Origin of the sequence: Marinigracilibium pacificum (genome assembly GCF_012926615.1) — a bacterium.
GTDB classification, from domain to species: Bacteria; Bacteroidota; Bacteroidia; order Cytophagales; family Cyclobacteriaceae; genus Mangrovivirga; species Mangrovivirga pacifica.
The window spans coordinates 444,027-466,847 of the sequence record NZ_JABBNU010000003.1; the positions used below are offsets into that span (position 1 = coordinate 444,027).

The window sequence follows — 22,821 nt, forward strand, 5'->3', positions numbered from 1 at the left end:
AATAACTCTGGCTTCTCTAACATACAATATTTATTCTTAAAATGGTGAATCATCTTCTGTTGGATCAAGTCCACCCGAGGAATTCCCTTCACCCGGACCATAACCAAACCCTCCACCCGGAGGTGGTAATTCATCATCAAAATCACTATTAATTTTTGAACCGAAGATAGCTCCTCCTCCATCAGCAGTCCCGCCTCCGGAACTTTCAAATGATCCAAAACCGCCACTTCCGGCAGTATTTTGGAATCCACTATCATCAAGGTCTGTAAAGCGGGTGTATTTACCGATAAATTTAAGCCTTACAGTATCCAGTGAACCATTTCTGTGCTTAGCAATGATCACTTCACCCATATTTGTAGTTGGCATACCGTCTTCATCTTCAGTAATACCATAATATTCAGGTCTGTACAAGAACATTACCATATCCGCATCCTGCTCGATCGATCCTGATTCCCTAAGGTCAGAAAGTTGTGGTCGTTTATCACCACCACGAGTTTCCACGGCACGACTCAACTGCGACAGTGCAATTACAGGTACATCAAGTTCCTTCGCAAGGTTCTTCAATGATCGTGAAATGGTTGCAATTTCCTGTTCACGGTTACCCTTGCTTGACGAATCACCCTGCATCAGCTGAAGGTAGTCAATAATTACAAGCTGAATATCGTGTTGTGATTTCAGACGTCGACATTTCGCTCTAAGTTCAAGTACCGATAATGCAGGAGTATCATCAATAAATATCGGGGATTCAGTTAACCTGGATGTTTTATGAACAAGCTGTTCCCATTCATATTCTTCCAGATTACCTTTCTTAAGTTTCTCTGATTCTAATTCAGCTTCAGCAGAAATCATCCTGTTTACCAGCTGTACTGCAGACATCTCCAAAGAGAAAATTGCCACTCCCTTTCCGAAGTCAACGGCGGCATTTCTCATGGCAGAAACTACGAATGCAGTTTTACCCATACCAGGACGAGCTGCAATAATCACAAGGTCTGACTTTTGCCATCCCGAAGTCATTCTGTCAAGAGCAGAAAAACCAGTGGGAACACCCGTAAGCCCTTCTTTCTGATCACGCTTAGCCTCGAGCTCAGTCAAAGCATTTTTCATGATCGACTTCATATCGGCATAGGACTTACGGATACTCTTCTCACTGATCTCGAAGAGATGTCCCTGAGTTTTATCTAATAACTCAAATACGTCAGTTGTATCTTCAAAAGCCATTTCCTGAATTTCTGAGGAAACGGAAATCAATTCTCTTTTAATCGCCTGCTCAACAATAATACGAGCGTGAGCTTCGATGTTTGCAGCCGAGTTTACTCTGGAAGTAAGTTCAGCAATGTAATATGCACCTCCGACAAATTCCAGAGTACCATTTTTTCGGAGCTGGTTTACCACCGTCTCCATATCGATTGGCTCTGACTCGTTAAACAGAGTTACAATCGACTTATAAATTTCTTTATGATTTTCCTTATAAAATGATTCAGGGTGGAGTACATCAATCACCGCAGTTAATGCATCTTTTTCAAGCATTAACGCACCCAAAACAATCTGCTCAAGTTCCACAGCCTTTGGCGGTACCTTCCCAAGTCCTTTCAAACTCTCGGGAATTGCAGGCCTTCGTTGTTTACGATTGCCCTTACCAGCCAGAACATTTTCATTATCCATAAAGCAAAACTACACTTTAATTTTAGCCATTAATCATTTCCAGTTCTGTTTTTATCCTCATAATATCCACATAGTTATCCACATTCCTGATAATCAGTCCAAAACCAGAAAAAAAATAAGTATATTCAATAATTAATAGAGTTCTTCCGAAGAATGAATTCCATTTTAAAAACGAACTTTTACAAAATATGATATCTTTGTAAATAGAAAAGCAGGAAAAATATACCTACACAAACGATTAACTGAGACTTACACTGCCAATGGAAAACATAAAAAAAGTACACTTTATCGCCATAGGCGGCAGCATTATGCATAACCTGGCTGTCAATCTGGCTGAAGACGGATATCAGGTAACTGGTTCTGATGACACTTTTTTCGAACCATCAAGATCTACCTTACAATCCAAAGGATTATTGCCTGAAAAAGAAGGGTGGAATCCTGAAAAAATCACAAATGATCTTAGCGCTGTAATCCTAGGTATGCACGCTAAAAAAGATAACCCTGAACTTTTAAGAGCTCAGGAACTAAACATCCCTATTTATTCTTTCCCGGAGTATATCTATGAAAGAAGCAAAAACAAACAACGCATCGTAATTGCCGGAAGTCATGGTAAAACAACCATAACCTCAATGATTATGCATGTTCTTAATAAACTGGGAAAACCATTTGATTATCTGGTTGGTGCTAAAGTTGAAGGTTTTGAAACAATGGTCAAGCTTTCTAATGCTCCGATTATCATCATTGAAGGAGATGAATATTCTACATCAGCACTAGATAAAACTCCGAAATTCCTTCATTACAATCATCACATAGCATTGATTTCAGGAATTGACTGGGACCATGTCAATATCTATCCTGACAGAGATCAATATGTCGTTCAATTTGATAAATTAGCTGATCATACTCCAAAAGCGGGGTCTCTGGTTTTTAACGAAGACGACAATCTTGTTAGTGTTATTGGTAATAAAGAACGCGAAGATGTTGTTAGAGAACCATACTCATTGCCTGATCACTTTGTGAAAGATGGTAAAACCTATTTAAAAACTGAGTTCGGAGATATTCAATTGAATGTATTTGGGGAGCATAACCTATTAAACATAGAGGGTGCCCGAAAAGTTCTTTCCAGAATTTCTGTTCAAGACAAGGAGTTTTATGATGCTATAGGATCATTTAAGGGTGCTTCAAAAAGGATGGAATTAGTAGGATACAGTCCAAATGGGGCGGTTTATAAAGATTATGCACATGCACCTTCCAAGATTGCAGCTACTACAATAGCATTAAAAAACCAATATCCTGATAGAAAACTAATTGCTTGTATGGAGCTACATACTTATAGCAGTTTGACCAAGGACTTCTTATCAGAATATGAAGGAAAGTTATCTCCTGCAGATGAAAAAATAGTCTTTTTCAATCCAAAAGCTATTGAAATTAAAGGACTTGATGACTTAAATCCCGAAGATGTCAAATCTGCATTTGGAGATAATGATATTAAAGTATTTAACAACAGTGAAGAATTAAGAAAATACCTTGAAGGACTTGATTTATCAAATGCTAATTTATTAATGATGAGTTCTGGGAATTTTGATGGAATCAATATTGACAACCTGTCTGAAAAACTTTTATAAAACATGTATTTGAACCTAAAGAGTCCACTAGCATTTTTTGACCTTGAAACTACCGGAACAAATATCAGCCATGATCGAATTGTTGAAATTTCGATTGTAAAGGCTATGCCTGATGGTAAAAGGGATATTAAAACATTAAAGATTAATCCTGAAATGCCAATTCCGGAAGAAGTTTCTTTAATTCATGGCATAAGAGATGAAGATGTAAAAGATGCGCCAACTTTCAAGCAAGTAGCTAAAGAGCTGGCTAAATTTCTTGAAGGAGCAGATCTTGCAGGCTATAACATCGTTAAATTTGATATTCCTGTACTTGTTGAGGAATTCTTAAGAGCCGATATCGACTTTGATTTAAGCAATAGAAAATTAATTGATGCACAAAAGATCTTTTTCATGATGGAAAAAAGGACTCTTTCTGCAGCCTATCAATTTTATTGCAACAAAAATCTCGAAGGTGCACATAGCGCAGAGGCAGATACTTTGGCGACATTTGAAGTCTTAAATGCTCAACTTGAAAAATATGAAGGTCAAAATGTAGAGGATGCTTTGGGCAAGCAAGTCGGTGTTATTGAAAATGACATGGACAAATTACATGCTCTTACCAATAAAAAGATGGTAGATCTTGCCGGTAGGATGATCTTCAATAATAAAGGTGAAGAAATTTTCAACTTTGGCAAACACAAGGGTAAGTTAGTTTCTGAAGTACTAAGCAGAGAGCCTGGATACTACGATTGGATGATGCGTGGAGACTTTCCTCTGGATACCAAAAGAAGGCTTACACAGATCAAACTCCGCAACTTTAATATGAAATAATTAGCTTTTACAATATTTTCAACAGCCCTTTCAACTAATTATGGATTTTAAAAATTCATCTTTAATTAGTGAAAAGGGCTGTTTTTTTATGGGAGAACTCAATAATTATTAGTAGTATAAAAGATAGAAATCATATACTACTATGTCAAAAGTAATAATTGTCTCCAACAGGCTTCCGCTACGGGTCGAAAAGAAAACCGAAGGAATGAAATTCAAACCTAGTGAAGGTGGTCTGGCTACGGGACTAGGTTCTATATATAAAGAAGGTGATAATGTTTGGGTTGGATGGCCAGGTGCTTTTTTTTCAGATTCTACAGAAGAATCAAATGTAACTCTAAGATTAAAGCAAGAAAATATGTTACCTGTTTTTCTCACTCAGGAGGAAATTCGGGACTATTATGAAGGCTTCAGCAATGAAACTTTATGGCCAACATACCATTATTTCTCTCAATACGCAGTTTATGAACCAGATTTCTGGGAAGCATACAAACGTGTAAATCAGAAGTTTGCAGATGCAGTTGCCTCAATAGCTAAAAAAGATGACATTGTCTGGGTTCATGATTACCAGTTATTATTGGTACCGCAGATGATCCGTGAGAAATTCCCGGATATAACTATTGGATTCTTTCAGCATATTCCTTTTCCGTCTTTTGAGGTATTCAGGTTACTACCTTGGCGTCGTGAGCTGATTCAGGGTATGTTTGGAGCTGACCTGATCGGTTTTCATACCTATGATGATATGCGCCACTTTTTAAGTGCAGTGAGCCGGGTTGTCGCAAAAAGTAATTCAAGCGGTATTATTGAAGTCGGAAACAGATCTGTTCTTGTAGATAGCTTTCCTATGGGAATTGATTATGACAAATACTCAGGACTGGCAAATTCGGAAGAAACTGCAGAAAGAGAAAAAAGATATCGGGAGTCTCTCGGGGATGTCCGCCTGATACTTTCAATGGATAGACTCGATTATAGTAAAGGTATTCCACAAAGACTGGAAGCTTTTGAAGCCTTTCTGACAAGCTACCCTGAATACAGAGAAAAGATCTCATTGCTTTTACAGGTTGTACCTTCTCGTGATTCGGTAGATAAATACAGAAAGCTAAAAGAAGAAATCGAACTGCTGGTTGGTAGAATCAATGGAAAATTCAGTCGCATAAAATGGACACCAATCCACTATTTTTATCGATCACTGCCAATTCATGCTATTTCCGCCTTTTATACCATGAGTGATGTTGCACTTGTCACGCCTATGCGAGATGGGATGAACCTTGTATGTAAAGAATACATTGCAAGCAAAGCCCATGAAGAAAAAGGTGTTTTGATATTGAGTGAAATGGCTGGTGCTGCTAAAGAATTGAGTGATGCTATTCTGGTTAATCCAAACAACCAAAAGCAGATGGTTGAAGCTCTATACCGGGCACTAACCATGCCTATTGAAGATCAGAAAAAGCATCTCGATATTATGGATAACTCCATTAAAAAATACAATATCCATCATTGGGTAAAGTTATTCATGGACCGTCTTACATTTATTAAAGAAGAACAAAAGCAACAGGCTACAAAAATGGTTGATTTGAGCGCTATTGGAATTATAAAAGATGAATACAGACAAACTGATTCAAGAATGTTATTTCTTGACTACGATGGAACTCTTGTTGGATTCAATAACGATCCAAAGAAGGTTGCTCCGGATGAGGAGTTATTATCTCTTCTTGAAGATCTGAGTAAAGATGAAAAGAACAGAGTAGTTGTCATATCTGGTAGAGATAAATCTACACTTGATGAATGGCTGGGACATCTTGACATTGACCTGATATGTGAACATGGTGTCTGGCTTAGAGAAAAAGGCAAGAACTGGACAAACATTACCAAAATTGATGCTTCATGGAAAAACCAGATTAAGCCTGTCCTGGAAAGGTATGTTGACAGAACACCAGGTTCATTTGTTGAAGAAAAAGATTTTTCACTTGCCTGGCATTACCGCAAGGTAGAAACAGGTCTTGGTGAAATGAGGGCTCGTGAACTAACCTCCCACCTTAAGTATCTGGCTTCCCCAATGGACTTAATGGTGTTAGAAGGAGATATGGTTGTAGAAATCAAAAATAGCCGTGTCAACAAAGGGCGAGCTGCTACTGAATGGATAGATAAATTTCCGGCAGAATTTTATCTCGCTGTTGGTGATGATAAAACTGATGAGGACACATTTACTGCTATGCCCGAGCAAGCTTTTACAGTTAAAGTAGGAATCGGCAATTCAAATGCTGATTATGCAGTTGAAGATCACGAACAAGTCAGGGTATTATTAAAAAGTTTACTATAAAACAAAAAAGCGGCCTCTGAGCCGCTTTTTTTTATGTCATTTGATATAATCTTAATCTCGATAAAACAAGATTGATTTAATTAACTTCTTTTTTAATAAATGAAATTATTGAAGGCAGTAACATATCATGTAGCGGCCCTTCCGAATAATAGCTATCAAGATTTTGCTGATATCCTCCTTCAATTTCCTTAAGAACGTGGTTCATATCCCCGATTTCAATATAATCTGCATTAGAACCTTGTTGAGTCAGATTAAAAACTTGTTCAGGTTTTACTTGAAGATCTTTTGTGCCAGACACCAATAAAACAGGAACATTTACCTCTTTAATCACCTCAGCAGGATCATAAGCTAACCATGTTTTTATAAAATATTGAGCCTGAGGGTTAAATATTGACCTAAGCAAAATGTGTGGAGTTCGAATTGAATCACCAGCAATTAATGTATCGAGGTAACTTTTACTCAGTTCAAGTATCCCGGGTCCCTGTGGCTCGAGTTGTTCTATAAGTACTTTATCTATTCGATAGCCCTGACCGCACACACTTACAACACCCTTAATAACAGATTTTTTACGAGCTGCAACAGCCAGTGAAATTAACCCTCCCTGACTATGACCTAATAAAACCTGATCATACTTCGGGTAAATCTGACTCAGGGTATCACTCCATGAATCCAGATCATTTATAAAGTCATCAAAAGTTATCAGTTCATCAATTTTCCCTGATTCAAGTAGTGCAATTGATCTTTTATTGTATCTGAAAGTAGGTATTCCTTCTTCGGCCAGCCCCTCTGCAAGTTTTCGCAAATTAGAAGTTTTCATCATTTGCATATTTCCATCCTGATTAACAGGTCCGGAACCAGGGGTGATAATCACCAGAATACTTTCTTTAACTTTCTTGGGTATCAGGATTGTCCCTGTAAGCTCTAATCCATCACGAGTAATAGAAATTTGTCTCTCTTCCTGACCAAAAATTACTGTTGTGAAAAAACACAACATAAAAATCAATAAGTTTCTTATCATAAAAATGACGGTTTATCCAATTTTCTAGATATCCTGTTAGCAGCATTGATTAACCCCACATGACTATATGCTTGCGGAAAGTTACCCCATTGAGAGCCCGTCTCGGCATCAACATCTTCACTTAGTAAGCCAACATGATTTTCAAAGCTAATCAAAGTTTCGAATATCTTTATTGCCTCATCTAATCTTCCGACACAAGTAAGTGCTTCAACATACCAGAATGCTGTAATAAGAAATGTAGTTTCAGGAGTTCCAAAATCATCAGCGTGTTTGTATCTATAGAATAATCCACTATCAGCACCAAGTTCTTTCTCAAGATTTTGCAAATGGCTTTTTGCTTCATCGCTGCCATGAGGAATATAATTCATCATTAGTAATTGAAGTGTTGAAGCATCAAGATTCGGACTACCAATTGCCTGAGTATAAACTCCTCTTTCTTTATCCCAGCATTGTTCAATCTTGTCTTTTGCCTTTTTAACTAGTGTTTCAGCTTTATTAATTATCTGATCATCTTTGAGGTGTTTCCCAATCTTTAGTGCGGCACTGGCTCCTGCCCATTGAAAAAGATTAGTATAACAATGCTCCTGAGCAAGAGTTCTGAATTCCCATAAACCTGCATCTGGTTCATCAAGGGTTTTATCAATCAGATCAAGCATTTTGATAATCAGTTTATGACTTCCAGCCCGCTCGTCAATGATGAATCTATTGTCAATATAAAGAGGTAGTAAAGATACAAGCACTTGTCCATACACATCATTTTGAATATGCTCATATGCCTGATTACCAACCCTTACAGGCTGATTACCCATATATCCTTCAAGATTCAGGATATGTTCTACCAATGATTTCTCACCACTGATACTATATAGTGGTTGAAAGCGTTTATTTTCCTGAACTGAAACGTTGGCTATATATTGAAAGTATTTTTCTACTTCTTCAAAGTGACCAATATTATTGAATGCATTCAAAGTATAGAAAGTATCCCTCATCCAACAATACCTGTAATCCCAGTTTCGAGTGCTACCTGGAGCTTCCGGCAATGAAGTTGTACCAGCTGCAATTATTGCTCCTGTATCTTCATATTGGTGAATTTTAAGCGCTAAGGCAGAACGAATAACTACCTTCTGATAGAAATTACCAATACTTGTACTTTTGACCCACCCCCTCCAATACAGGATTGTTTCATTTAAAAACCTTTCAGAAGTCCGTTCGATGGAGGCCTCCAGGGGAGCACCGTATGTCAATACCATATATTTGGCCTCATTAAGAACAAAACCTCTTCCATCTTCGATATATGTCAGAGATATATTAGTAGTCAATCGAAGATTTTGCTCCAGTCCCAAATACTCAATGTGATTGCTTCCTCTATGAGCTTCAGGAACAATTTCGCCATAATTCCCTACAGGATTACATTTTACTTTTATCCGTGGAGTTCCTGAAAGTGGTTCAACCTTCCTTATCATCATAAGCGGTTTATAATACCTGTCATTCTGATAAAATCGAGGAGCGTAATCAGTTACCCTGTAAGTACCATCCGTGGTTTCAATTTCTGTTCTGACCACGTTAGTATTTTCAATGTAGTACTGCTTACTTTTAAAATCGCCATCATCATCAGGAAGAACTGAAAATTCACCACCCTTATTCTTATCCAGCATTCTACCGAAAATGAACGAGCTATCAAACTTCGGCCAGCACATCCAGTCGATATTAGTATTTTTATTAACGTAAGCCAGATAGGCGCAATTTCCAATTATTGCGTAAGGGTAGATATGTTTCTTGTTTTCCATTTATCCTGATTTTGTAGATACCAAATTCCAAGAATAAAACCTTTTGATCAAATCATAAAACGATAGGGACACTAATCACCAACAATATGAAAATATCCGATGATCATTAAAGATTGATCTGATTTAATGTAAAATTTATAAAAGTTAGACTATTCGAAGGGGTTAAAAAATAAAAAGCCCAAAAACTTAAGTTTTTGGGCTTTTAAAATCATTTGTTCTTTTTGTAGTATTCCATGGCTTCTGGCATGGCTGCTTTCAGATCTTCAATTCTTGTTGAGTGACTTGGGTGAGTGCTTATAAATTCCGGTGGTTGTTGTCCTCCCGAAGCATCCGACATTCTTCCCCAGAAGTCAACTGCTTCTTGTGGATTATAACCTGCCATCGACATGAAAATCAAACCAATTTTATCAGCTTCAGACTCATGTTTTCTTGAGAAGCTTAACATTCCCAACTGACCTCCAACACCGAATCCTTGTAAGATCAATTCCTGACCAACAGAAGGATTTTGTCCCATTAAGGCACCAAATGTTCCAATTGCCCCTTGTAATATCATGGCATTACTTATACGTTCTCTACCATGATTTGCAATAGCATGAGCTACCTCATGCCCCATAACCACAGCTACTCCTGTTTCATTTTCACAAATTGGCATTATCCCGGTATAAAAGGCAACCTTTCCACCCGGAAGACACCATGCATTGGCGATATTCTCATCAACAAGGGTAAACTCCCAGTCAAAGCCATTTATTAGTTCAGAGGAATTATTCTCACTTAAATACCTTTCTACGGCAGATTTTATCCTTGCTCCAACATTAGAAACCATTTTTGCCTGACTGGTTCCTTTGATAACTTTACTCGAATCAAGAAAAGCATCATATTGCTGAAAAGCAACCGGTATTAATTCCTCATTGCTAACTAAACTAAGTTGTCTTCTTCCCGTCACAGGTACTGTAGCGCAGCCATAAATAATAAAAGCTACAAAAAATATTGCAAGTACTTTCTTCATTGTTTTTGAATTCAATTTTTACACAATATAATATTAACTTTGAAACTGGTGTAATTATATATTCTATTAAATCAAAACTTAAACTTATTTAATAAATATGAAAATTCTGGCTATTGGCAGAAATTATGTTGATCATATCAAAGAATTAAATAATGAAATTCCGGATAAACCGGTTATTTTCACTAAACCTGATACGGCAATATTAAAAAATAACGATCCATTTTACTATCCTGATTACAGTAATGACATTCATCATGAAATTGAAGTCATCATCAGAATAAGTAAACAAGGAAAAAGTATACAGCCTAAATTTGCTCATAAATACTATGATGCAATAGGATTGGGCATTGACTTCACAGCCAGAGACCTTCAAACTGAAGCTAAGGAAAAAGGTCTGCCCTGGGCACTTGCCAAAGGATTTAATGGATCAGCGCCAATCTCTGATTTTATTCCCGTTAGTGAGTTTGAAGATCTTCAAAACCTGGACTTCGAGCTTCAGGTAAATGGTGAGACCAGACAAAAGGGAAATACATCTTTGATGATGTATAAAATTGATGAGTTGATAGCCTACATTTCCAGATTCATTACACTGAGTACTGGCGATATTATTTTTACAGGAACACCAAAAGGAGTTGGTCCTGTTAAGCCTGGAGACAGACTTACAGGAATTTTAGAAGGAAGAAAAATGCTTGATTTTGACATCAAATAATATGAATATTTTTTTCAGGTTAACACTAATTATTTCATTCACATTAATTTCACTGGGTACATTTGGACAGTCTAATGGTTCATCTGAAGGTCCATATCTATTCCCGATGAACCCGCACAACCGGAATTATCTTGCCGGAACCATGGGAGAATTACGTTCTACGCACTTTCATGGTGGTCTGGATATAAAAACTGGTGGGGTTGAAGGTTGGGACGTATATGCTGCAGCAGATGGCTATGTTTCCAGGATAAAAGTTTCCACCAGTGGTTATGGAAATGTTTTATACCTGAATCATGCCAATGGCTATTCGACGGTATATGCACACTTAAGTGAATTCGGACCTGAAATTGCCGAGTGGGTAAGAAAGAAACAATACGAACAAAAAACATTCGAAATTGAGTTATTCCCTGAAGCCAATCAATTTAAGTTTAACAAGGGAGAGCTAATCGCATTAAGTGGTAACTCAGGGTCAAGCTCCGGACCCCACCTTCATTTTGAAATAAGAGATGAAAAGGAAAGGCCAATCAACCCACTATTTAATTATTACAAAAATGAAATAGTTGATGACATCCCTCCAACTCTTTATGAAATAGCATTTGAACCTTTATCTAAAGACTCAAGAATAAACGGTTTGTATAAAAGACTTGAGGTAAGACCTTCCAGAAGAGGGAATGAATACGTTATCAATGAAAATATAAATATTGAAGGGCCAGTTGGAATTGAAGTAAAGGCATTTGATAAATTTAATGGCATACCAAATCAAAACGGGGTACCTATAGTTCAATTACTGGAAGGTGAAAAAACAATATTTGATCAATCACTAAATTACTTCTCCTTTGCTGATCAACGGGATATTTTAATCCACACAAATTATGAAGCAAAAGTTAATGGTGGTGGAATGTTTAATAAACTCTATATTGAAGATGACAACCCACTACCATTTTATGATAGAGGATTAGGAAAAGGGGCTATTCAATTAGGTAATGGCAGCACAAAAAACTATAAAATCATTCTTAAGGATGCTTATGGAAATGCATCAGTGGCAACATTTAACTTATCAGGTGAAAAAGTAAATTCATCTGCTACTTACACCCCTACTGAAGTTCCATATGAAATCACTAGAAAAAGAAACAACTTAATCATATCAACTCCAAGAACTGAAAGCCCGGATAGCATAACAGTGTTTAGTGGATTTCAAAAGCACTACGAAACACCTGCATATGAAACATCGAATGCCAAATTTTACCTTTGGGATTTGAACTGGGGAGCTCCTGATTCTGCACATATCAACGGAAGCTCACACGTTTTTAATTTTGTAGCAACAATACCTAATCGTACCAGCTATAAATTCTTCAGTAAAACCGCTGACATTAGTTTCCCATACAGATCTTGCTTTGACACTCTTCAATTAGAGTATTTCTATAAATACGATTCTGCTAATAGCATGGAAGAGTTTCATGTAGGTGATGAAAAAATACCTTTGAGAAAAAGTATCGCTGTCACCTTAAAGCCAAAAAACAAATACAGCGATAAAGCGGGAGTTTACAGAATAGGCAAAAATGGAAGATGGTACAGTTATGAAGGTGGTAAGAAAACCGGTGATGCATTTACATTTTATACCCGATACTTTGGTGACTTCACAATAAAAGAAGACAATGATCCTCCTGCAATTAAACCAATCACTGTAAATCAGAATTCTTTGAGATTTGTAATTGATGATGATATGTCAGGAATTGACACATATAACCTTTACATAAATGGTGAGTGGGTATTAATGAAATACGATTACAAAAAGAAAGTCATCGAATCAGAAAAACTAAATCCAAACATTCCGTTTAAAGGAAAGTTATTACTAAAAGTTACCGACAATGCTGGTAACCTAAAGGAATACAGCACAAATCTATAAACCAAAAAAATAAAATTATGAGTTTAGAAATTGGTGATATCGCGCCGGATTTTGAAGTTAACGATCAGGATGGTAATAAAATCAAGCTTTCTGATTACAAAGGTAAAAAAGTGGTTCTATATTTTTATCCTAAAGACGCTACCCCTGGATGTACAGCTCAGGCATGCAATCTAAGAGATAATTATGAAGCCCTTCAGAAAGCAGGATATGAAATCCTTGGAATTAGTTCAGACGATGAAGCTAAACACCGTAAATTCATTGAAAAGCAAAATCTTCCATTTACACTTCTGGCTGATACCGAAAAAGAAGTTCATGAAAAATATGGTACCTGGGTTGAAAAAAACATGTATGGCAGAAAATACATGGGAACAGCACGAACCACATTTATAATCGATGAAGAAGGGAAAATAGAGGATATAATTGCAAAGGTAAAAACCAAAGAGCATACGTCACAGATACTCAAATAATTACGACAAATACACGCACTTAATTACATCGTATTAATATAAAGGATAAGGCCGCAAGTTTTCATGGAAATAATTTATTTTTCATGTAACTTGCGGCCTGTTTGATATAAATAACATTATCCTTAGCAAAAAGCATGGAGCAGCAAGTAAATATTGAAAAATTACAAGATCTGGCATCACAAGTCAGAAGAGATGTTCTACGAATGGTTCACGCCGTACAATCAGGTCACCCGGGAGGTTCTTTGGGTTGTACTGATTACTTTGTGGCGATGTACTTCGAGATCATGGACTACAAAACCCCTTTTAACCCGGATGGTATAAATGAAGATTTATTCTTCTTGTCTAACGGACACATATCGCCGGTATGGTACAGCACCCTGGCACATGCCGGATTTTTTGATGTTAGCGAATTAGCTACATTTAGAAAACTAAACAGCCGTTTACAGGGTCACCCTGCTACTGAAGAAGGTTTACCTGGAATCAGAGTAGCCTCTGGTTCATTAGGACAAGGACTTTCAGTAGCTGCCGGAGCTGCTCAAGCTAAAAAACTAAATGATGACAATCACACTGTTTATGTATTAATGGGTGATGGTGAATTACAAGAAGGTCAGGTATGGGAAGCAGCAATGTATGCAGCTCACCACAAAATTGATAACCTGGTTGCTACTATTGACTACAATGGACAGCAAATCGATGGTCCGACTAAAGACGTAATGGACCTTCAGGATTTAAAAGCTAAATGGGAAGCATTCGGCTGGTCAGTTATCGAATCTAACGGTAATGATATGGACAGCATTGTTAAGGCAATGAAACATGCTCATTCACTTACTAAAAAAGGAAGACCAGTAGTAAACCTGATGAGTACTGAAATGGGATTCCCTATCGACTTTATGGTTGGAACTCACAAATGGCACGGAGTAGCTCCTAACGATGAGCAACTTGAAAATGCTTTGGGTCAACTTAAAGAGACTCTTGGTGATTATTAATTACCAAAACAGACTTTTAAATCAAATTCAGAATTAAAGGGTTCGCCCTCAAAAATATAAAACAATGAAATTCTCTTTTACTGAAAAGAAAGATACACGTTCAGGATTCGGTGATGGTTTACTAGAAGCCGGGCAACAGGACGAAAGAGTTGTTGCACTTTGTGCTGACCTTACGGGATCATTAAAAATGAATGCTTTCCAGAATGAATTTCCGGAAAGATTCTATCAGGTTGGTATTGCTGAAGCAAACATGATGGGTCTTGCTGCCGGTATGACTATCGGTGGAAAAATTCCTTTCACAGGTACGTTTGCAAACTTCAGTACTGGTCGTGTTTATGACCAAATCAGACAGTCAATCGCGTATTCTGGTAAAAACGTAAAAATATGTGCTTCTCACGCAGGATTAACTCTTGGTGAAGATGGTGCAACTCACCAGATTCTTGAAGATGTAGGAATGATGAAAATGCTTCCTCACATGACAGTTATCAATCCTTGTGATTACAATCAGACTAAAGCTGCTACTTTAGCTATAGCGAAGCATGAAGGCCCTGTTTACTTACGTTTCGGTCGTCCGAAATGGCCTGTATTCACTCCGGACAATCAAGAGTTTGTTATTGGTAAAGCAATCAAAATGATTGAAGGTAGTGATGTTACAATCTTCGCGACTGGACACATGGTATGGTATGCTATCGAAGCTGAAGCAAAACTAGAAGCTATGGGTATCAGTGCTGAAGTAATTAACATCCACACTATAAAGCCAATCGATAGAGAAGCAATCATTGAGTCAGTAAAGAAAACAGGATGTGCTGTAACTGCTGAAGAACACCAGATCAATGGCGGTCTTGGAGAAAGCGTTGCTTCTGTACTTGCTCAGGAATTACCTTCTCCAATTGAGTTTGTTGGCGTTCAGGATACTTTCGGTGAAAGTGGTGAGCCTGAAGAACTAATGGCTAAATACGGATTAAGCCCTGAGGCTATCGTTGAAGCTGCTCAAAAAGTGGTCAAAAGAAAATAATAAGATCATAAATAATTACCAAAGCCCTGACTAACATCAGGGCTTTTTTATTGGTTACAAATAAGTATAGGTGTTTTAGCTTATGTTTAATATTTTTACTCAGCATTATGATATTAGAACATATAAATCAGATACCTGTAATTGCCGCTGCTCATGGTGTCACAAGAGCCATATTATCACCGGGATCGAGAGTAGCCCCTCTTACACTGGCATTCACCAGATATAAAAAAATCAACTGTTATACACTTTCTGATGAAAGAAGTGCCGCATTTACCGCTATGGGAATGTCAGAAGCTACAAATGAGCCTGTAGTTATCGCTTGTACTTCAGGAACTGCAGCCTCGAATTATATTCCGGCAGTAACAGAGGCATATTACAAAAACATTCCGCTAGTAATCCTGACTGCTGACAGGCCACCGGAATGGATAGATCAATGGGATGGTCAGACAATCAGGCAAAAAGACTTATACTCAAATCATATAAAAAGATCATTTGAACTACCAGTGGATGTTAGCCATCCTGATGCTCAATGGCAAGTCAATAGAATCCTTAATGAAGCTTTTATAGAAGCAAAAAAAACACCTTCCGGTCCTGTTCATATCAATATTCCTTTAAGAGAACCCTTCTATCCGGGAACAGGTGAAACATATCATTTTCAGGAAGAATCTACGCATATAATAAAACCAGTAGAATCAAAAAGTAATATTGAAAAATCAATCTTATCAGAATTAGAAAAGGAGTATGAAAAGGCTGAAAAAATTCTGATCCTTGCCGGGCAGAGTGATTATGATAATACTATTTATAAACACCTTTCTAAATGGGCAGCAGATAGAAACATTCCGGTAATAGCTGATATAATTAGTAATACATTCAATTGTGATACAGCAATTACCAAAGGAGATATATTTCTAAAAAATATAACTGAAGAAGAGAAACAAAGCCTGGTTCCGGATCTGATTATCAGCTTCGGAAAATCAACAATAAGCAAAAATATGAAGCTCTTTCTTCGGGACAATGCCATCAAATCAGATCATTGGCATATTGGCATTACAGATTATATTTCAGATCCATTTAAGAACTTGACTAGAGTCATCCGGGCTGATATAGAATCATTTATATCTTCTACGGAAGAATGGGAGATAAAGGATAGATCATACTTAAAACAATGGACTGAAAAAGAAATAGAAGCTGATCATAAAATTGATTCATTAAAGCCTAATCCGGAAAAACCATTGAACGAACTGGTTGTCACCAAGGAAGTAATAACAAATTTACCGGATAACTCAAACCTTCACCTGGCTAACAGCATGCCTGTTCGATGGGCAAACTTTATATCAGGAAAGGGAAAAAACATAAAAATATACGCCAATCGAGGCACAAGTGGCATCGATGGAACAATTTCAACAGCTTCCGGTCATGCCCTGGCTAATAAAAAGAAATTCAACCTGGTACTCACAGGAGACCTGTCATTCTTCTACGACAGAAATGCTCTTTGGCATAATTACACCAATGAAAATTTCTGCATCGTAATGATGAATAATCATGGTGGAGGTATTTTCGGTTTAATTGCCGGCCCGTCAGATCAACCGGAAAAAGAAGAATGGTTTGAAACAAGACAAAAATTGACTGCTAAAAACACGGCTTCAGATTTTGGCTTTAATTATATTAGTTGTAACAATATAGAAGACCTGGAATCAGCATTAGAATCAATAAGGAACTCTAAAGGAAACACCATTATTGAAATCTTCACAGATAAAGACGAAAACAAAAAAGTATTTCAACACCTTCGAAAGTAAGATGGCTAGAAAACACAACAGCTTTGTTTTAAATGGAAGAGAAATAAAGTTTGTCGAGGTACTGAACAGCAGTAAGGCGATCAAACTCATAACAGATTTTGAAAAAGAAACAGTCGATGTAATCAAGTCATTCCTTAGTGAAGATGAAAAAATTATCCAGCAAACCTCCGGGTCAACCGGTATTCCAAAAAAAATAGAAATTACCCGAGAACAATTAATTGCTTCAGCAAACATGACTGGCGAATTTCTAGGGTACAACAATTCTAATCTTGAATCACTATTATGTATCCCGGCGTCTTTTATAGGTGGAAAAATGGTATTGATAAGGGCTCTGGTTTTTGATCTGCCCATAATAGCTCAGGAACCATCAGCTAACCCTTTTAAAAGTATTGGAAAATTAGAAATCACCTCTATAACACCTTATCAATTACAAAATATAATTGAGAATAATTCAACAACGTGTATTAATAAAAACTCGATTATCCTGGTTGGTGGCGGGCCGGTTAACTCCGAACTTCATAAAAAAATTGAGAACTTACCAGGTAAAATATATCACACCTATGCAATGACAGAAACAGTTTCAAACATTGCATTAAGAAAATTAAATAACCCAGGTAGCAAAGACTATTTTGAAGTATTAGAAGGGATCGAAATTAATACCAGTAACGAACAGCTTCAGGTTAAGGGAAAAGTGACCTCAGATAAGTGGTTAAACACAAATGATGTAGTTGAATTAATTAACGATAAATCCTTTAGATGGATAGGTCGAAGCGATAATGTAATTAACTCAGGAGGAATAAAAGTTAACCTGGACGAATTAAAAGCTAAAATAGAAGCTGAATTAAAGCATCTGGAAATATCAACAGAAGTGGCCTTGTTAAAAACCGAGGATGAAAAATTCACTGAGGGATTTATCCTTGTGGTGGAAGAAAACCAGGGAAATAAAATCAGAAAAACTATAGAAGGAATTAAAGAAAAATTATTCAATAAAGTAAAGCCCAAAAAAATCATTTCAATCCCGAATCTACCTAAGACCCCAACAGACAAAATTGACTATCCAACCCTGAGAAAAATACTTGAGTAATTCTAAATCAAGAAAGTTACCGTTAGATCCCAAAGTTGCTACTCCGTAAAAGTTTATCTCAAACATAATTCTCAAATTGAAACCAATAATCACGGGTTATTGAGAAAGATAATAGTTCAGTCAGGTCATTATAAAATGCGAGCATATTGATTAATGTATAACACCTCTTGTTAATATCCAATTCATAGAAATTAGCCAAATAAACTTCATCTTGGTGTAGGAGTAACATTTGGGAGAATAATCAACATTTTCAATAGAAATCACAAATGAAAGTTTTGTCGCAAAATGACACATAACATCAACCAGAATAAAAAAGGCGAAAAATAGGCATCCCTTAAAAATCTTAAAGCAGAAATTATAGGTCAAAACAAATCATATTTTAAGGTAAGTAATTGAGTAAAATTGAAAGTGTAGAAGTTAGAATTCGTGGATAAACTTGCGCTAAAATAAATCAATCACTTTTTATTATGAAGATTAGACATATACTTGGTTTAGCATTTGCATTAGCAATTACTTTTGGAGCAAACGCTCAGGAATTTGGTATTCGTGCGGGTATCAACTCATCAACAATGAGGGGAAATCATTTAAAATATAGTGTTGCACACATAGGATATCATATTGGAGGTACTGCAATATTACCTATCTCAGAAAATATCAAAATAAATGGAAGCGCGATGCTTACACAAAAAGGAATCCGGGATAAAGGATACTCTTATGCTTTTGATTTGAATTATACTGATAAAGAGGTAATCAATTATCTGGAAATTCCTGTAGCGATTGAATATGGTTTTGACGGAGGCAATATGAAACCATATTTTCAAGCAGGATTATATTTAGCCTATGCAGTATCAGGAAAGTTCGTTCAGAATAATGAAAATGAGAAAATAATTGAAAACTTAGATTTCGGAAATAATTCTGAGGACCATTACTCTGCTGCTGACTTCGGTTTTACGTTTGGAACTGGAGTTGACATTAATAAATTAAGAATTGGTGTAAGCTATGACCTTGGAGTAAATGACATCCAACCAGCAGAAATAAAAGATAACCAAGATTCTAATGATCCTTACTCAATCAAAAACAGATCATTTAATGTAAATGTATCTTATTTCTTCAATAGATAATCTATTTAAAGAAAAATACATAAAAAGAGGGATTCAGTTAATCTGAATCCCTCTTTTTTTAATTCCTGATATTGATTAACCAATAAAACAGGTTAATTATAATTTTCTTTAACAGCTGAATTAGTTGCTACAATATATTCTGAAATCCCGTCAACAATCATATCAAGCATCATATCAGCACCTCCAATAAAATTAGGAGGAACATTATGAACTAAATTTAATGTATGATTGATTATCAATGTCTTATTCTCCCCTACAGGATAATATGCACAAAAAACAATTGACATTTTATTTGTCTTCTGCCATAAAACAGTACCAAAATTATAATTATGCTGCAGTGTAATCATTTTAGGAGACACACCCGGCACATCGTTATTAGTTATATTCTTTAGGAAATAATTCAGTTTTGAATCCTTATATGAGGGATAATATGTTTTAAGGTCATATTCAAAATCCGGAGCCATACCTCCGCATTTTATCCGGTAACTACCATCGTCATTCAGGTTAACATCATAATCCGGGAGTGTTTTACGTATAAACGACAAGTCTCTCACACGGTCTGAAGAAAAGAAATCAATAGAGGCATCTACAACATAAGCTGTCTTTGACATGATAACATGATACTGTTCATTTACATTACTATCATGAATATTATAGATGTCATACCCAAGGTACTGATTCAGGTTTTTCTTCTCATCTGCATTTAACTTTTCGCCTTTTTTAATGAAGTCGATATAATACTGATAAGACCCTGCCAGTAATTTCTTTTTATCAATTTTAAAATTAAATGATTGTTCCTCTATCGGTTTAAGAGCATCAGAGCTACCAGAGGGAATTGAAAATGAACTAAAAGTTATTACAAACAAGATAAGAATTGCACTTCTGATCATATTAACCTGTTACGAATGATTTATACAAAGATAAACGTAACAATCGTTAAGTCAAGTATTTATATACCTGACAAATATCAGTAATATGTAAGATTATTTATCTTTTAACTTGATAACCTCCTGCTGAAGGTCTAGCACCATATTTGCCAGTTTATCAAGAGTCATTTCATTCTTTGAATCAGGCTCGGGAAAACTGACACTTATAAACGCCCTTGCTTCCCAAATTTCAAAAACTTCTTCAACTGGAACGCTATATGGAGCATAATTGGCATTATCAGAAACAAGGTACAAACTACCCTTCTCTTCGATATAGTTAAAAACACGTTTATAAACGATTCCTTCCTTACCTGTGACTAATACATAGGTTTTTCCATTACGGATATCCTCAGGCTTTTCAACATACTGACCTATTATAACCGTTCCCGACTGAAGCGGCAGCATGGAATCTCCATTTATCTCAAACGCACGGTATGTGGCATTGGCAGGCAAATTGGGCAACCTGAACTTAGGGAGTTCCTCGATATATTCAGGATCAGAGTACCCATTAAGATATCCGGCAGAAGCTTTATCGGGAACCAGTTCGATATTCTCCCTATCTTGCTGATCTACTGTTATCGCAAGTACCTTCATCCCCGGAGCACGGCTTCCTCCTGATTTCTTTCCTGATTTTTCTATCTTTTCAAGCGAGTCACTAACCAGTTCATCGATGCTATAACCAAATACCTCTGTAATTTTCATCAAAGTCGGAATCCGCGGATCGGCTCTCCCCTCCTCATAGGCTCCAACTTGTGACCGCTTGATTCCCAGTTTATCAGCAAACTGTTCCTGGGTAAGGTCATTTTTCTTTCTAAGGTATTTAAGGTTTTGACTGATCAGACTCATAATTGAAAAAAAGATATAATGGTAAAATTATAATACGCTTTTCAATTTTTATACTGCTGCATGAATAAAGTATCTCCCTTTTCTCTCTGCACCTGCAAAAAAGCCCTTAGTCAGCCCCTTCTTCCTTAACACCTCTTGTCTGATACTTTCTGTCACCTCCTTTAAAGTTAACCCGGAGTCAACCAGACAATACCCCTGTACAATATCCTGACTTAAACCAGCCTTAAAATGAACACCACATTTATTAGCTTCCAGCTTTCTGCTTCTTAATTCTTTAATAACTATATCTCGCATATTCTCAATGTTTACACTACAAATATTAGTAATCAAACCCATATTTCAAATTATTTTACTAATATTTTTAGTTTTATTATTCCGTGAATATTCTTTTAGCTAATTTTGTTAGTAAACCTGATAGTGATATGGATAAATACTCAGCAACCGGAAGAAGCATAATCCACATGGATCTCGACTCATTTTTTGTGTCGGTAGAATGCCTTCGTAATCCGGCTCTAAAGGGTAAACCATTAATTATCGGAGGAAGCAGCCGACGTGGAGTCGTTGCTTCATGCAGCTATGAAGCCCGTAGGTTTGGAGTCAGATCTGCCATGCCTGTAGCCCTTGCCAGGCAGCTATGCCCGCAACTGATCAATATCTCCGGCGACATGGATGCCTACAGTAAATACTCAAGACTCATCACTGATATTATTCGTGATGATGTTCCGCTATTTGAAAAATCTTCCATTGATGAGTTCTATATTGATGCTACCGGAATGGATCGGTTTTTTGGCACTGTTAAATGGGCAGGTGAGCTCCGTCAAAAAATAATGAAAGAAAGTGGCCTTCCGATATCAATGGGACTTTCCATTAACAAACTGGTATCAAAAGTAGCCACAGGCGAGGCTAAACCAAATGGACAGCGACACATACCATACGGCATGGAAAAGGCCTTCCTTGCCCCCCTTCCTATCCAAAAAATACCAATGATCGGTGACAAAACAGCACGTTTCCTTACCGATATGGGCATTTATAATGTTCGTACTCTCCGGGAAATGCCTGTGGAAGTTCTGGCTGCAGCACTTGGCAGCAATGGTGTTTCTCTCTGGAAAAAAGCTAATGGTGAAGATAACTCTCCCGTTATTCCTTTTCGTGAACAAAAATCGATATCAACAGAAACGACATTCAATAAAGATACCATCGATGTTCAATTCCTTAAAAATGTATTAACGGCAATGGTTGAAAAACTGGGTTTCAAAATACGGGAAAAGCAAAAACTGACTGCCTGTATCACAGTTAAACTAAGATACTCAAATTTTGACACCGTCAGCAAGCAATGCCGGATAGCCTATACTTCTTCCGATCATACGCTGATCAAAAAAGCACAAGAACTCTTTGATCAGCTATACAACAGAAGGATGCTTATCCGCCTTATCGGAGTGAGATTTAGCGAACTTGTTCATGGTAATTACCAGATCAGTCTTTTTGATGACACCGAAGAAACAATCAGGCTATATGAAGCCATGGATAAAATCAAACACAAACATGGTAGCCTCAAATTAATGAGAGCCTCTTCGCTTGACCTTAACCTGAGACTTAAAGACAGCATCCCAACCTTTCAGGGTGACGAATAAAAAAAGGCGATCTATAGAGTGCCCCCAAAAAGTTAGACACTATTTGGGGGCATTTTTATGTTTAAGAGAAAGAAGTACAACTATGAATTTCGATTGAGTTGTGTGCGCT

At 36.9% G+C, this 22,821-nt stretch carries 19 protein-coding genes; 12 read left to right on the plus strand and 7 right to left on the minus strand.

Annotated features, from left to right (window positions below; all coding sequences use genetic code 11):
- Positions 1 to 36: 36 nt before the first annotated feature.
- Positions 37 to 1,662, minus strand: a complete 1,626-nt coding sequence (gene dnaB, locus HH304_RS06790; protein WP_169679369.1) for a replicative DNA helicase — start codon at positions 1,660 to 1,662, stop codon at positions 37 to 39.
- Between the two features lie 260 nt (positions 1,663 to 1,922).
- Between dnaB and HH304_RS06795 the strand changes: the two genes are divergently transcribed.
- The 3 genes from HH304_RS06795 (at position 1,923) to HH304_RS06805 (ending at position 6,414) form a co-directional block, all read left to right on the plus strand.
- Positions 1,923 to 3,287: a UDP-N-acetylmuramate--L-alanine ligase gene (locus tag HH304_RS06795; protein ID WP_169679372.1), complete on the plus strand. Its 1,365-nt coding sequence runs from the start codon at positions 1,923 to 1,925 to the stop codon at positions 3,285 to 3,287.
- Between the two features lie 3 nt (positions 3,288 to 3,290).
- Positions 3,291 to 4,097, plus strand: a complete 807-nt coding sequence (locus tag HH304_RS06800) for a 3'-5' exonuclease (RefSeq protein WP_169679375.1) — start codon at positions 3,291 to 3,293, stop codon at positions 4,095 to 4,097.
- Positions 4,098 to 4,239: 142 nt separating this feature from the next.
- Entirely contained in the window at positions 4,240 to 6,414 is a 2,175-nt protein-coding gene (locus HH304_RS06805) for a bifunctional alpha,alpha-trehalose-phosphate synthase (UDP-forming)/trehalose-phosphatase (RefSeq protein WP_169679378.1), read from the plus strand.
- A 76-nt stretch (positions 6,415 to 6,490) separates the two neighbouring features.
- Here HH304_RS06805 and HH304_RS06810 read toward each other — a convergent pair whose 3' ends face one another.
- The 3 genes from HH304_RS06810 to HH304_RS06820 form a co-directional block, all read right to left on the minus strand.
- Positions 6,491 to 7,432 (minus strand): alpha/beta hydrolase, encoded by a 942-nt coding sequence (locus HH304_RS06810; RefSeq protein ID WP_169679381.1) that lies wholly within the window; start codon positions 7,430 to 7,432, stop codon positions 6,491 to 6,493.
- A complete protein-coding gene (locus HH304_RS06815) occupies positions 7,429 to 9,219 on the minus strand; it encodes a glycoside hydrolase family 15 protein (RefSeq protein WP_169679384.1) in 1,791 nt (596 codons plus the stop codon). Before HH304_RS06815 ends, HH304_RS06810 begins: the two co-directional genes overlap by 4 nt.
- Before the next feature lie 208 nt (positions 9,220 to 9,427).
- Positions 9,428 to 10,225 (minus strand): M48 family metallopeptidase, encoded by a 798-nt coding sequence (locus tag HH304_RS06820; RefSeq protein ID WP_169679386.1) that lies wholly within the window; start codon positions 10,223 to 10,225, stop codon positions 9,428 to 9,430.
- Positions 10,226 to 10,322: 97 nt separating this feature from the next.
- On the opposite strand from HH304_RS06820, the gene HH304_RS06825 reads away from it, so the two are divergent.
- The 8 genes from HH304_RS06825 to HH304_RS06860 all read left to right on the plus strand — a co-directional run bounded on the left by HH304_RS06825 (position 10,323) and on the right by HH304_RS06860 (position 19,309).
- A complete protein-coding gene (locus tag HH304_RS06825; RefSeq protein WP_169679389.1) occupies positions 10,323 to 10,934 on the plus strand; it encodes a fumarylacetoacetate hydrolase family protein in 612 nt (203 codons plus the stop codon).
- Between the two features lies 1 nt (position 10,935).
- A complete protein-coding gene (locus HH304_RS06830; RefSeq protein WP_169679392.1) occupies positions 10,936 to 12,840 on the plus strand; it encodes a M23 family metallopeptidase in 1,905 nt (634 codons plus the stop codon).
- A 17-nt stretch (positions 12,841 to 12,857) separates the two neighbouring features.
- Complete coding sequence (gene bcp, locus HH304_RS06835) at positions 12,858 to 13,307, plus strand: thioredoxin-dependent thiol peroxidase (RefSeq protein ID WP_169679395.1); 450 nt, start codon at positions 12,858 to 12,860, stop codon at positions 13,305 to 13,307.
- A 134-nt stretch (positions 13,308 to 13,441) separates the two neighbouring features.
- Positions 13,442 to 14,293 carry a transketolase gene (locus HH304_RS06840; RefSeq protein ID WP_169679398.1) on the plus strand — a complete coding sequence of 284 codons (852 nt, stop codon included), beginning with the start codon at positions 13,442 to 13,444 and terminating at the stop codon, positions 14,291 to 14,293.
- Between the two features lie 64 nt (positions 14,294 to 14,357).
- Entirely contained in the window at positions 14,358 to 15,308 is a 951-nt protein-coding gene (locus HH304_RS06845; RefSeq protein ID WP_169679401.1) for a transketolase family protein, read from the plus strand.
- Positions 15,309 to 15,415: 107 nt separating this feature from the next.
- The gene (menD, locus tag HH304_RS06850; protein ID WP_169679404.1) at positions 15,416 to 17,104 is read left to right on the plus strand and encodes a 2-succinyl-5-enolpyruvyl-6-hydroxy-3-cyclohexene-1-carboxylic-acid synthase; all 1,689 of its coding nucleotides are present in this window, start codon (positions 15,416 to 15,418) and stop codon (positions 17,102 to 17,104) included.
- A 1-nt stretch (position 17,105) separates the two neighbouring features.
- On the plus strand, positions 17,106 to 18,188 hold the full coding sequence (locus HH304_RS06855; RefSeq protein WP_169679407.1) for an AMP-binding protein: 1,083 nt from the start codon (positions 17,106 to 17,108) through the stop codon (positions 18,186 to 18,188).
- A gap of 467 nt (positions 18,189 to 18,655) precedes the next feature.
- Complete coding sequence (locus HH304_RS06860; protein ID WP_169679409.1) at positions 18,656 to 19,309, plus strand: porin family protein; 654 nt, start codon at positions 18,656 to 18,658, stop codon at positions 19,307 to 19,309.
- A 92-nt stretch (positions 19,310 to 19,401) separates the two neighbouring features.
- On the opposite strand, the gene HH304_RS06865 is transcribed toward HH304_RS06860, so the two are convergent.
- From HH304_RS06865 to HH304_RS06875, 3 genes are all read right to left on the minus strand, one after another.
- Positions 19,402 to 20,199: a hypothetical protein gene (locus tag HH304_RS06865; RefSeq protein WP_169679412.1), complete on the minus strand. Its 798-nt coding sequence runs from the start codon at positions 20,197 to 20,199 to the stop codon at positions 19,402 to 19,404.
- A gap of 93 nt (positions 20,200 to 20,292) precedes the next feature.
- Positions 20,293 to 21,081 (minus strand): XRE family transcriptional regulator, encoded by a 789-nt coding sequence (locus HH304_RS06870; protein ID WP_169679415.1) that lies wholly within the window; start codon positions 21,079 to 21,081, stop codon positions 20,293 to 20,295.
- Positions 21,082 to 21,129: 48 nt separating this feature from the next.
- Positions 21,130 to 21,375 carry a hypothetical protein gene (locus HH304_RS06875; RefSeq protein ID WP_169679418.1) on the minus strand — a complete coding sequence of 82 codons (246 nt, stop codon included), beginning with the start codon at positions 21,373 to 21,375 and terminating at the stop codon, positions 21,130 to 21,132.
- 128 nt (positions 21,376 to 21,503) lie between these two features.
- Here HH304_RS06875 and dinB point away from each other — a divergent pair, with 128 nt between their 5' ends.
- Positions 21,504 to 22,712 (plus strand): DNA polymerase IV, encoded by a 1,209-nt coding sequence (gene dinB, locus HH304_RS06880; RefSeq protein WP_169679421.1) that lies wholly within the window; start codon positions 21,504 to 21,506, stop codon positions 22,710 to 22,712.
- Positions 22,713 to 22,821: the final 109 nt, after the last annotated feature.

Bases quoted from the DNA above. Each gene is read 5' to 3' on its own strand.
- HH304_RS06820 (WP_169679386.1), bottom strand. From the start codon at position 10,225: ATGAAGAAAGTACTTGCAATATTTTTTGTAGCTTTTATTATTTATGGC.
- dinB (WP_169679421.1), top strand. From the start codon at position 21,504: ATGGATAAATACTCAGCAACCGGAAGAAGCATAATCCACATGGATCTC.
- HH304_RS06870 (WP_169679415.1), bottom strand. From the start codon at position 21,081: ATGAGTCTGATCAGTCAAAACCTTAAATACCTTAGAAAGAAAAATGAC.
- HH304_RS06800 (WP_169679375.1), top strand. From the start codon at position 3,291: ATGTATTTGAACCTAAAGAGTCCACTAGCATTTTTTGACCTTGAAACT.
- menD (WP_169679404.1), top strand. From the start codon at position 15,416: ATGATATTAGAACATATAAATCAGATACCTGTAATTGCCGCTGCTCAT.
- HH304_RS06845 (WP_169679401.1), top strand. From the start codon at position 14,358: ATGAAATTCTCTTTTACTGAAAAGAAAGATACACGTTCAGGATTCGGT.
- bcp (WP_169679395.1), top strand. From the start codon at position 12,858: ATGAGTTTAGAAATTGGTGATATCGCGCCGGATTTTGAAGTTAACGAT.
- HH304_RS06825 (WP_169679389.1), top strand. From the start codon at position 10,323: ATGAAAATTCTGGCTATTGGCAGAAATTATGTTGATCATATCAAAGAA.
- HH304_RS06830 (WP_169679392.1), top strand. From the start codon at position 10,936: ATGAATATTTTTTTCAGGTTAACACTAATTATTTCATTCACATTAATT.
- HH304_RS06815 (WP_169679384.1), bottom strand. From the start codon at position 9,219: ATGGAAAACAAGAAACATATCTACCCTTACGCAATAATTGGAAATTGC.
- HH304_RS06855 (WP_169679407.1), top strand. From the start codon at position 17,106: ATGGCTAGAAAACACAACAGCTTTGTTTTAAATGGAAGAGAAATAAAG.
- HH304_RS06860 (WP_169679409.1), top strand. From the start codon at position 18,656: ATGAAGATTAGACATATACTTGGTTTAGCATTTGCATTAGCAATTACT.
- HH304_RS06810 (WP_169679381.1), bottom strand. From the start codon at position 7,432: ATGATAAGAAACTTATTGATTTTTATGTTGTGTTTTTTCACAACAGTA.
- HH304_RS06865 (WP_169679412.1), bottom strand. From the start codon at position 20,199: ATGATCAGAAGTGCAATTCTTATCTTGTTTGTAATAACTTTTAGTTCA.
- HH304_RS06795 (WP_169679372.1), top strand. From the start codon at position 1,923: ATGGAAAACATAAAAAAAGTACACTTTATCGCCATAGGCGGCAGCATT.
- HH304_RS06875 (WP_169679418.1), bottom strand. From the start codon at position 21,375: ATGCGAGATATAGTTATTAAAGAATTAAGAAGCAGAAAGCTGGAAGCT.
- dnaB (WP_169679369.1), bottom strand. From the start codon at position 1,662: ATGGATAATGAAAATGTTCTGGCTGGTAAGGGCAATCGTAAACAACGA.
- HH304_RS06805 (WP_169679378.1), top strand. From the start codon at position 4,240: ATGTCAAAAGTAATAATTGTCTCCAACAGGCTTCCGCTACGGGTCGAA.
- HH304_RS06840 (WP_169679398.1), top strand. From the start codon at position 13,442: ATGGAGCAGCAAGTAAATATTGAAAAATTACAAGATCTGGCATCACAA.